The organism is Paenibacillus sp. JNUCC 35 (assembly GCF_058269095.1).
In genome coordinates, this window is record NZ_CM177771.1 from 2,592,697 (window position 1) to 2,603,491 (window position 10,795).

The window sequence follows — 10,795 nt, forward strand, 5'->3', positions numbered from 1 at the left end:
GCCTTAACCGTCGGTCTATTTTTCCATTATAATGGATAGTACAGTGAGTCTTCATGGCTCTTACTACATGGATAAGGGGAATCTGAAATGCCGGATACCGGAATTGTTCTGCCTGTAAATCGTTTAACCCACGACCAATTTGCGCAAGTAAAAGAGCTGGAAAAGCGCTGCAACGAATACGATTCCATTACATTAAAACTGAACTGGGATATGCTCGAGAACCGGAAAGCGGAAGAATGCAGCGACTGGCTTTATGTCGAGAACGGAAAAGCAGTCGGTTTTCTGGCGCTGTTTGCTTTTAAAAGCAGCGAAGCGGAAATCAGCGGGATGGTGGACCCGGAGTACCGCCGCCGGGGAATTTTTCGGAAGCTGTTCGAAGCGGCCGCCGAGGAATGCCGGAAGCGCGGAATACCCGAACAACTGCTTATTGTGCAGCGGGGGTCGGAGTCGGGACGCTCTTTCGCCGGATATACCGGAGCCGCTTATGAATTTTCCGAGTATTGGATGGAGCTGCCCTCGGATTATGACCGTGACGTGCTGAGTTCCGTCATTTCCGCCGGTCAAATCGAGCTGCGTCCTGCGGAGCAAGCGGATATGGAAGTAGCGATCCGGCTGGACGTTGCCGGGTTCGGCGTCACGGAATCGGATGCCAGGGAATTCAACGAACAGAAATTGGCCGCGGCCGGAGAAAGCTTCTGGATTGCCGAGCTTGCGGGAACTCCCATCGGGAAAATCAACATTCAACTGTACGACGGCGGGTTTATTTCCGGATTTTGCGTGCTCCCGGAATACCGTGGACAAGGTCACGGCAGAGTGATCCTGGGCAAAGCGATTTCCATAGCGGAGTCGAACCAGCTTCAGGGCAAGCTGGCTCTGGAGGTGGCGGCGGACAATGACCGCGCCCTGGGCTTGTACAAATCGGTGGGCTTCGTCGAGCGCAGCGTAAACGATTATTACCGCGTCACCGTGGGATAATCGTCATGTAAAAAGGACGTCAGGGCGGCTGCCCTGATGTCCTTTTTTCTTGGAGACGCTTGATTATCTGCGAAACGGTAATTTAGAGGCGAAGCCCATATGGGCCGCCTAACCCGGCACAAGAAGGCAGCCATCCGGCGCCGAAGCGGAACCGGAACGGGCGACGACGGCGGGGCGAGCGTCAGCAAGCGGTATATGCGTGAATGGTGTCCGATCGTTAAGGACGCAGCGCTTTCATGACGTCGTCGACGGTTTTCTCGGCCGCGATGATGCCGTTATACAGCCAACTGCTGGTTGAAGCGATCTCATAAACGTGACCGTTTTTAACGGCCGGGATGTTTTTCCAGAGGTCTTCTTCCAGGTTTCCGGCCTGGCCTTTATCGTAATTGACGAGAAAAAGATAATCGGCGTCCAGCTCGGCCAGCTTCTCCAGCGAAACGGGCACCCAATTGGCCTTGGAGTCCGGCAAAGCATTCAGCAGGTTCGGTTTGTTCAAGCCCAAATCCCCATATAAAATCGCTCCGCTGGAAACATTACCGTTGACGACGTAGAAGGTTTTCTTGGTGAGCCACAGAACCGCGACTTTTTTGTCTCCGAGCGCTCTCTGCAAGCTGTCTTTTGACTCTTTTGCTTTCCGGTCGTAGGCATCAAGCGCTTTTTTCGCTTCCTCCTTTTTGTTTAACAATTCGGCCATTTTCGTTACTGTTTTTTTATAATCGTCGGCGTCCTCCTTCGAGAGGACAAAGGTAGGCGCTATTTTCGCATACTGCTCATAAAGACTCTCTTGAGCCGCGGATTCCGGGCGGAGGATGATCAGGTCCGGGTTGAAGCTGAGAACGGTCTCCGGCGGCAGGTTCGAAGGGATGGCGGGAATTCCCTCCAATTGAGGGCGTAAATATTCCTGTACGTTTCCGCCTTTTACCGACCATTGGGCCACGGGTTTGATGCCGAGGGCAAGCAGAGGATCTTCCAGGTAAGAGGCAATGATTTTCTTGGGCTCGGCAGGCAGGTTCACTTGGTGACCCATCCCGTCCGTGACCGTTTGCTGCTGGGGCTGTGCGCTCTCCTTATTGCCGCAGCCTGCCGTTAAGGCGAGTAGAAGCAGGATAAATAAAGCGGGCGTGCCGGACTTTTTGAGATTAAACACGGTAGAATTCCTCCATATATGTAGGTTGTAAGGGTAACCTTTTCCAAACAACAGTATATTGATAATGATTATCATTGTCAATATATGAGGAGACAGCTGCGCTGCGGCTGGGTACAATCATCGGCCGGTTACCTCTGGGTAAAATGCCGTTTCTTCGTCCGTTTTTTATTGTCGTGTCCGTGAATGTAAGATATAATCAATTCCGATGGAATTTATTAGGATAAATTACAAATTGAAATCGGGAAAGAGAATGGGAGGATGAGTGCAAGGATGACGATGCAAACGGAAGAGCAGGAAATCATACCGGTTCTTACATCGGGTAATAATCTGGCCGATTACGAAGAGGCGTACGCCAATTTCGACTGGGCGGATGTGGAGAAGGAATTTACGTGGTCTCGCACGGGAAAAGTAAATATCGCTTACGAGGCGCTCGACCGTCATGTGGAGGAAGGCCGGGGGGACAAAACGGCGCTTATTTACACGGACGCGGCACGGAATGAATCGTATACGTTTGCACAAATGAAAACACTTTCAGACAAATTCGGTCATGCTCTGCGGTCTCTCGGCATCGGCAAAGGAGATCGTATTTTCGTATTTATGCCGCGTTCTCCGGAGCTGTATACGGCTTATATCGGGGCTGTAAAAATCGGAGCGATCGTCGGCCCGCTGTTCGAAGCTTTTATGGAAGCGGCCGTGAAGGACCGGCTTCTGGATTCCGAAGCCGTGGCTATTGTCACGACACCTGCGCTTAAAGACCGCATTCCCGTTTCCGAGCTGCCCGCGCTCAAGCATGTCATTGTGGTCGGCGAGAACAGCGAACCGGGGGACAGGGAAATTTCCTACGATGATCTGATGGCAAAAGCGTCCGATCAGCTGGAAATCGAGTGGGTTGGACTGGAAGACGGCATGCAGCTGCATTACACGTCCGGCTCCACCGGCAAACCGAAAGGGGTTCTGCACGTCCATAACGCGATGATCCAGCATCTTCATACCGCCAAAACGGTCCTGGATCTCCAGCCGGACGATATTTACTGGTGCTGCGCCGATCCCGGCTGGGTAACGGGAACCGTATACGGAATGTGGGCGCCCTGGCTGAACGGGACGACTTCGCTTGTACGCGGCGGCCGCTTCTCGTCGAATGACAGCTACCAGACGATCGAAACCTACAAAGTCACGGTGTGGTACTGGGCTCCGACCGCTTTCCGGCTGCTGATGGCGGCGGGCGACGATCTCCTCAAGCAGTTCGATCTGTCCTCTCTGCGCCACATCCTGTCCGTGGGCGAGCCTCTTAATCCCGAAGTGGTACGCTGGGGGATGAAAGTATTCGGCAAGCGTATTCACGATACGTGGTGGATGACGGAAACCGGCGCGCAGGTCATCTGCAACTATCCGGCGATGCCGATTAAGCCCGGCTCCATGGGCAAGCCGATCCCGGGCGTATACGCGGCCATCGTCGACGATCAGGGCAACGAGCTGCCGCCGAACCGGATGGGCAACCTTGCGGTACGCGCTCCATGGCCTTCGATGATGCGCCTCATCTGGAACAATCCCGCGAAATACGACGAGTACTACCGGCTTAAGCCGTGGTATATTTCCGGCGACTCCGCTTACAAGGACGAGGAAGGATACTTCTGGTTCCAGGGCCGCGTCGACGATGTGATCAACACGTCCGGCGAACGTGTCGGGCCTTTCGAGGTCGAGAGCAAGCTGGTGGAACATCCGGCCGTTGCGGAAGCGGGTGTAATCGGCAAGCCGGATCCGGTGCGCGGCGAAATTATTAAAGCGTTTATCGCGCTGCGGGACGGCTACGAGCCTTCCGAGGAATTGATCAAAGAAATTCAGCAGTTTGTCAAAAAAGGCCTCGCGGCCCACGCGGCTCCCCGTGAAATCGAGTTCCGCGACAAGCTTCCGAAGACGCGCTCCGGCAAAATTATGCGCCGCGTTCTGAAGGCTTGGGAACTGGGGCTGCCTACCGGCGACCTGTCTACACTGGAAGATTAATTCATCCTCTTCGTTTGCTTGCCGTCTCCGAAACTTGCGAAGGAACGACTAAGCCCGGTGCCGTTAGTTAAGCGGACGGTTTTTATGCAGGTCTCTGCACACTGCTGCTTTAAAGCAGCACCCGAATAACCGGCCTCCCGAGAGGCCGGTTATTTTTTTCGGGATTCCGGTGAGCTTGGAAGCATTTTATGGACTTTCAGGACATATGTCCTTTTCTGCACTCCTTCCGCTGGGATTTAATAAGAAAGAAGTTCTAAGCGAAGGAGACGGCCGCAATGAAAGGGATTATTTTTGCATTTTTAGGCGGGGCATGCATTACGCTGCAGGGCGTCGCCAACGCACGCATCAGCCACGATATCGGCACGTGGCAGGCCGCCACGATAACCCAATTGACGGGCTTTCTGATTGCGCTGGTTATCCTGCTTTTTGTGCGGGACGGCAGCCTGCGAAGTTTCAAAGGGATTAAGCCGCTTTATCTGATCGGAGGCGCACTGGGCGCGGTAATCATTTTCAGCGAGGTCACTGCCATTCAGAAAATCGGGGTTACGTTTACGATTGCGGCGCTGCTGATCGCTCAGCTCAGCCTTACATTTCTCGTCGATATCAACGGATGGTTCGGCGTCGCCAAACAAAAAATGAAGCTGCCGCAGTTCATCGGTATCGGGCTAATGATCGCGGGTGTCGTGATCCTGAAACTGTGATAGGATAATGATTCGAGGAAAGGATAAGGAAAAGGAAAAGGCTGGAGGTGGACCGGCAGTGAAAGAAATTCAGGACCGGGAGCAGTTGTCCCGTTATTTGCGGGAACACCGGCTGGAAACGGTTTTTAACGAAGCCTTGAACCCTCATTTGTCTCTGTTCAGCTTCGAGCAGGGAGAGATGATCTGTTCCAGGGGCGAGCCGGCCCGCTATTTGTATGTGCTGGTTAAAGGGAAAATTAAAATTTACACGTCCTCCGCGGAAGGCAAAACGCTGATTCTCTGCTTCAAGACGCCGATTGAAGTGATCGGCGATATAGAATATATACGAGGAAGCGATATCGTGAACACGGTTGAAGCCGTATCGCCGGTTCACATGATCGGAATTCATCACCGCTGGCTCAAAAAGTACGGGAACGATCATGCTCCGCTGCTGAGGTTTTTATTGGAGATTATTACGCAGAAATTTTACATCGACTCGAATTTTTCCAGTTTTAATTTGATGTATCCGGTAGAAGTTCGGCTCGCCAGCTACTTGCTGTCGGTTTTCTGTGAAGAGTCGGATAATCTGGTCCGGGGACAGCTGAGCACGACTCATCTCATGGATGCGGCCAATTTGATCGGAACGAGCTATAGGCATCTGAATAGGGTGATCCAAAAGTTTTGCAGCGAAGGGCTGCTTCAGCGTACGAGAGGGTTTATTACGATTAAAGACCGGGAAGGGTTGAGCGCGCTGGCCGGTCACAATATTTATGAGTGATAGAGTTTAGCGGTCCTCACCATGTACGGGAATAGCGTTATTTGTAGAGAGAAGGGGAGCAAAACCATGATACTGGGATTAATGCTGGCGGTTCTGGCCGGTTCGCTGGTCAGCCTGCAGACGGTTTTCAACAGCAAAGTAAACGAACGGACGGGATCTTGGGCAACGACGACCCTGGTGCTCGGAATGGGATTCCTGGCTTCGTTGATCATCAGTCTGCTTGTGGAAGGAAAGCAAACGTTCGCCCTGCAAAACATGCAGCCGTGGTATTGGGTAAGCGGCATGATCGGCGTCGGTGTCGTTATCTGCCTCGTACAGGGAATGAAGCTTCTGGGCCCGACATATGCCATTTCAATCGTGCTGACGGCACAGCTCAGTTTTGCCCTGCTGTGGGACTCGCTGGGATGGCTGGGACTGGAGAAGGTGCCGTTTACGCTGAACAAACTGATCGGGGTGCTGGTCATCGTCGCCGGCATCGTACTGTTCAAATTCGGCGGCAGGCAAGGAGCCGAGCCGTCCGCGGCCAAAGCGCCGCAGGGATTGCCGGACTGACCGATGTGCGGGAAGTCAAAATGAAAAACTCAGTCTCTCCCCGGAGAGACTGAGTTTTTCTGTTGTTTACGCGGCTGCAAGCTGCCGCCTGACATTCAATTGGCGGGGATGAAGAAAGAAACGGCGGTCCCGAGACCGGGAGAGCTTTCGAGCGTCAATCCCGTGCCGTACATGTGCCGCAGCCGGCGGTCGGTGTTCGCCAGCCCGATTCCCCGGCGCTCTTCTCCGGCGTGGACGCCCTGGAGCTTCTCCAGGATTGCCGGGTCCATCCCCATGCCGTTGTCCGTGACACGGACCTCCGTCCCGTTTTCGCGATTTTTCACTTCGATCCGGATAACGCCTCCCGTCTTTATCTCAAGCACGACGTGGATGAGCGCATTTTCAACCAGCGGCTGAATGGATAGAGGCGGTAGTCTGAGCCCTGGAATGTCATCAATCTCCCAGTGAATGCCGAGCCTGCTTCCGTGGCGGACGGTTTCTACAGCGAGATAGGAGCGGACAAGCTCGAGCTCTCTCTGAAGAGGAATAAGCTGCTCCGAGTTTTGAAAGTCGAAGCTGTTTTGCAAGTAAGCGGAAAATTCCTCCAGAAGTGATCTCATTTTTGCCGGGTCGATCTCGCTGAGGATGGAGATGGAGTTTATCGTGTTGAAGAAAAAATGCGGCTTGATTTGAGCCTGCAGCCATGCGGCTTCCATGCGCAGCCGTTCTTCTACCGACAGTTTGAGGCCGATCAGGGAGCGGACCCGCGCCTTCAGGTCGTAAGCGCCCAGCGGCTTCGTGACATAATCGTTCGCGCCCGCCAGAAAGCCCGCCGTAATATCTTGCGGGCTGCTCCGTGCCGTAAGCAGCAGGACGGGCAGTTCGGCCAGCGTATGCCTGCCGCGGATGATCCGGGTCAGTTCGTAACCGGACATGAGCGGCATCATGACGTCGCTGATGACAAGGTCCCAGCCGTTTCCGTCCAACAGGGACAGAGCTTCTCTGCCGCTTGCTGCCGTTTCGACGCGGTAGCCTTCGGATGCTAGCAGGTTGCGAAGCACCGTCAAGTTGACGGGATCATCGTCGACGACAAGAATACTCGGCAGCTTCTCCGGCCATCCGGGCTGCTCTTGCAGGGCGGTTTGCGAGGCCTGTCCGGTCGGGCTGGCTGCGGTGAGTTCTTCTTCGGGGGCCGCTAAGGGAGCGGGGGACAGGGCGGCGTGCCCGAAGGGACCGTTCTTGTCCGGTCCGGCGGGATAAGCCGGATAGGCAGCCGCCCGGAACGGCTCCGCGAGAGGCAGCGTAAAAGAAAATACACTGCCCTGCCCGGGCACGGAGGAAGCTTCGAGCACACCGCCGTGCAGTTCCACCAGGCTTTTGCAGATGCCCAGACCGAGACCCATCCCTCCACCGGGTGAGGTAATCCCGGAATCGGCCTGCTCGTAGGGCTGAAATAATTGGACCAACTGCTGCCCGTCCATGCCGATTCCCGTGTCTGCAATCCGGATTTCGGCGTGACCGTGCCGGACGCGCGCTTCGATGACAATCGCCCCCTCGTTCGTAAATTTAATAGCGTTGTGGACGAGATTAAACAGGATCTGGGTCAGCCTGTTCTCATCCGCAAGGACGGGCGGAAATGTTTCGGGAATATCCAGCTTCAGTTCCAGGGGCTTGCCGCCGGTCATATAACGCAGCATATCCGCCACGCCGGCCGCGACGGACTGAATTTTCAGCTCCTTCGGCTGCAGGCGGACGCGGTTTTCTTTTAATAACGTGATGTCCAGCAAATCATTGAGCAGCAGAGACATCCGCTGCCCGACCGTCAAGAGCAATTCCATGTTTCTCCTGCTGTCCTCCGTAAGCCTGTCCTGTTCCGTGTGGAGAACCGTCTGAGCCATATTCAAAATTCCGTGCAGCGGATTCCTCAGTTCGTGGGACGTGTTGGCGAGGAAGTCATCCTTCCGTTTGTCTTCCTTTTGCAATCTTTCGGCAAGCTCCGCCGTCCTGGCGGAAGTGCGGAAATAACGTTTAAACCAGTAGGCGGCAAGCGCAAACAAAGCGGCAAGCAGGTCAAGCGGATAAAAATCCGGTTCCGGACCGGTTACCGGCTCTATGGCGGCCCAGAACACGTTGGAGACGACCGCCGTAATCCCGAGCAGCAGAAACATGCCGTCCTCCTTTTCCCTTTTTACCGTTCTCAGCATAAGGACAAGAAAGACGAGATCCGTCAACAGGCCGGATAACGTTAAAAACAAAGAAGAGCGGGAGACCATATAAGCGGGCGCAAACAGAATGAACAGGGTGTACAGGATATAAACAAACTGAAGCATTCTAAAGATCCGTTTGCCGGTCTGTTTGAGAAACCACAGTCTCGCGAGCTGAATCAGGCAAAGGGCGATTCCCGTGTAGGCGACCAATATCGTTCTCGTGGCGGTTTCGTAATCCATATTCAGCCAGACGACCAGAGGCTTGCCGTTGTCCGAAAGCACGGCAACCGCCGCAAAGAGGCCCAGCGCAGCAAATGTGAGGACGGATCTGCGCTGCGCACCGATCCAATAAAGCAGCACCGCATAGGCCGAGTGAATCAGCAGGACGAGGGCGATGGCAAGCTGCGAGCCGATACCGATCCAGACGGTGCTCGTCAGGGCGGTCTTTTCACCGAAACGGACCGAACCCGTAATGCCTCCGGCTTTCATATAGGACGGACTGGCTGCATGAATGATCAGATCCGCTTGGCCGCTGTCCGCCGTAAACGTGACGGTGGAGGGACGGTAGCCCGGGATGAAGCCCTCGCCTGTCTCCGCCGGCCCGCCGATTAGATGGATCGGCTGACCGTTTACGAACACGCCGGAAGCCGAGCGGATATCGGGCAAGCGGATGCTGAATGTCAGCTTCGTATCACGTGGTAGAGACACACGCAGCCGGTAACTGCCGAAGCGGTAGCTGTCTTTCGCTTCCGTGGCAAAGGCCTGCTCCCAGGAACCGGGAACCTGCAAAACCTGCATCCTCGCCGGTGCCGCCGAGCCGCTTTCGAAAGGAATCAGTTGATTGGGATAAAATTCCCATTCGCCGTCAAGCGTTACCAGCGGATTTTCGGCAAAATCCCAGTTCTGCAAATTGAGCGATCCTTTAACGGCCGGAGGATGAGCGGGGATGGAGGTCATTTGGGACCAGATCAGACGCAGTCCGCCGAGCGACAGGAAAAAAAGAAGCACCCCTATAAACACTCTCAATTTTTTGTAGGTTTTCATTTTGTTGCATTTCTACAAACTTCCTTGAAATCCTTTCACATTTCAAAACGCGTTTCCGTACGATCTAATTCTTTTGGCCTGATAAAAATAGGTAGGAAGGCTCTTATATTTCTGATATGGTAGAGAAGAGGGTGGGAAGACCCTTGTTTCTTGGACCAAAGGCGGATCTATCACAACACGATAAAAGTCCGATAAGATACATAAGTCGTTTGAAAGAATAGAGTCTGATTCGGAGGGACTGAGGATGTTAAAAGCGATAATTCTGGAAGACGAGCCCCTTGCCGCTTTGCAGATGAACCGCATGCTGGAAGCAATCCCGGGTGTTGAGGTGGCAGGTTCCTATTCGGACCCGGACGAAGCGATAGCCGAGGCCGAAGGGCTGCAGCCGGATGTAGCGTTCCTCGATATACATCTGCCCGGTAAATCCGGGATACAAGCGGCCGAGCTTCTGCAGGAGGTTTGTCCGGAATTGGACATCGTATTTGTTACGGCCTACGATAAATACGCCGTTCACGCGTTTGATTTGAACGCTGTCGATTATGTGATGAAGCCGCTGCGAAAGGAACGGCTCTTAAAAACCGTCCAGCGTCTTACGGATAAAGCGCAGCTTTTCCGCCGCGCCCGGGCGGACGATTCGTCCCGCTCCATGCGGATTCGTCTGCTGCAGACGATACAATTCGAACGCCGGAACGGTACCGTAGAGAGGCTGAAATGGCGCACGGCCAAAGCGCAGGAGCTCTTCGCCTACTTGATTCATCACCGTGGACAGGCTATCCGTAAAAGCGACCTGCAGGAGATGTTCTGGCCGGATTTGGAGGCCAAGAAAGCGGCCGCACATCTGTATACCACGATCTATCATATCCGGCAGGCGTTAAAACATACGGGAACGGATATCGGAATCCGGAGTATGAACATCAAAGAGGGTTATATGCTGGACGCCGGAGACATCCGGATCGACTCGGAGGAATGGGAGCGGGATCTGAGCCGGCTGGAAGCCATTCATACCGGGAATGCGGCGGAGCATCGCAAGGTGCTGGATCTGTATCCCGGAGACTTTCTGGCGGATTGCGATTATCTCTGGGCGGAGAATGAGCGGCAGCGGCTGCGTATTTTGTGGATCGAACATGCGCGGAAGCTGGGAGAATTTTATGCCGGTCATGGCCAGGTTAATGAAGCGGTCATGATTTACAACCGGATGCAGGAGAAATACCCGCACTTCGAAGGCAGCTATTTCCCGCTGATGAAGCTGTATGCTTCTCTCAGGGACCGCAAGGCCGTAGAAGAACAATTCAATCGGCTGGGCGCGCTGCTCAAAGAAATGGACGTGCTTCCCGAGGGTTCCGTTCAAATGTGGATGGAAGAGTGGAGGGAAGGCGCCGCAAGTGTGCTTTGAACAGGAGGCCGTCCTTTTTTCGGCAAGCCGCTTATCAGG

8 protein-coding genes are annotated in these 10,795 nt (G+C 54.2%); 6 read left to right on the plus strand and 2 right to left on the minus strand.

The window, feature by feature from the left end; all coding sequences use genetic code 11:
- Nucleotides 1-87: 87 nt before the first annotated feature.
- A complete protein-coding gene (locus tag AC2TF6_RS12035; RefSeq protein ID WP_491311197.1) occupies nt 88-975 on the plus strand; it encodes a GNAT family N-acetyltransferase in 888 nt (295 codons plus the stop codon).
- A gap of 217 nt (nt 976-1,192) precedes the next feature.
- On the opposite strand, the gene AC2TF6_RS12040 is transcribed toward AC2TF6_RS12035, so the two are convergent.
- Complete coding sequence (locus AC2TF6_RS12040) at nt 1,193-2,122, minus strand: ABC transporter substrate-binding protein (protein ID WP_491311198.1); 930 nt, start codon at nt 2,120-2,122, stop codon at nt 1,193-1,195.
- Nucleotides 2,123-2,392: 270 nt separating this feature from the next.
- On the opposite strand from AC2TF6_RS12040, the gene acsA reads away from it, so the two are divergent.
- From acsA to AC2TF6_RS12060, 4 genes are all read left to right on the plus strand, one after another.
- Complete coding sequence (gene acsA / locus AC2TF6_RS12045) at nt 2,393-4,123, plus strand: acetate--CoA ligase (protein WP_491311199.1); 1,731 nt, start codon at nt 2,393-2,395, stop codon at nt 4,121-4,123.
- A 275-nt stretch (nt 4,124-4,398) separates the two neighbouring features.
- Nucleotides 4,399-4,824: a DMT family transporter gene (locus AC2TF6_RS12050; RefSeq protein ID WP_491311200.1), complete on the plus strand. Its 426-nt coding sequence runs from the start codon at nt 4,399-4,401 to the stop codon at nt 4,822-4,824.
- 58 nt (nt 4,825-4,882) lie between these two features.
- Entirely contained in the window at nt 4,883-5,581 is a 699-nt protein-coding gene (locus AC2TF6_RS12055; protein WP_491311201.1) for a Crp/Fnr family transcriptional regulator, read from the plus strand.
- Nucleotides 5,582-5,647: 66 nt separating this feature from the next.
- Complete coding sequence (locus AC2TF6_RS12060; protein ID WP_491311202.1) at nt 5,648-6,133, plus strand: DMT family transporter; 486 nt, start codon at nt 5,648-5,650, stop codon at nt 6,131-6,133.
- Between the two features lie 95 nt (nt 6,134-6,228).
- Here AC2TF6_RS12060 and AC2TF6_RS12065 read toward each other — a convergent pair whose 3' ends face one another.
- Nucleotides 6,229-9,363 (minus strand): ATP-binding protein, encoded by a 3,135-nt coding sequence (locus AC2TF6_RS12065; RefSeq protein ID WP_491311203.1) that lies wholly within the window; start codon nt 9,361-9,363, stop codon nt 6,229-6,231.
- A 244-nt stretch (nt 9,364-9,607) separates the two neighbouring features.
- Here AC2TF6_RS12065 and AC2TF6_RS12070 point away from each other — a divergent pair, with 244 nt between their 5' ends.
- Nucleotides 9,608-10,756 (plus strand): response regulator, encoded by a 1,149-nt coding sequence (locus tag AC2TF6_RS12070; RefSeq protein ID WP_491311204.1) that lies wholly within the window; start codon nt 9,608-9,610, stop codon nt 10,754-10,756.
- The last annotated feature ends 39 nt before the right edge of the window (nt 10,757-10,795 follow it).